At 72.4% G+C, this 348-nt stretch carries 1 protein-coding gene; it reads right to left on the minus strand.

What is annotated here, in order from left to right; all coding sequences use genetic code 11:
• A partial coding sequence (locus ACLZOT_RS50795) for an aldolase/citrate lyase family protein (RefSeq protein ID WP_416976094.1) occupies window positions 1–348 on the minus strand: 348 nt, incomplete at both ends.

The following is a 348-nucleotide window of genomic DNA, read 5'->3' on the forward strand; positions in this document are numbered from 1 at the left end:
GCCAGGCGCAGATCGGACGGGCCGACGTAGATGCCGTCGAGGCCGGGCGTCGCGCAGATCGCCTCCACATTGGCGAGACCGTCGGCCGTCTCGATCATCGCGAGAACCGCGGTCTGCTCGTGGGTGTCGGCCGGGGCGGGCCCGATCCGGAGCTGGGCGCGCATCGGCCCGTACGAGCGGCGGCCCAGCGGAGGGTAGCGGACTGATGCGACAGCGTCCGCGGCGTCCTGGGCGTTGTCGATGAGCGGGACGATGACGGCGGTCGCGCCCGCGTCCAGCGCCTTGCCGATGTACGTGAGGTCGTTGGCCTCGACGCGCACCATGCCGACGGCGGTGCTGCCCTTGGTG

The organism is Streptomyces sp. 4F14 (assembly GCF_048159485.1).
Taxonomy (GTDB): domain Bacteria; phylum Actinomycetota; class Actinomycetes; order Streptomycetales; family Streptomycetaceae; genus Streptomyces.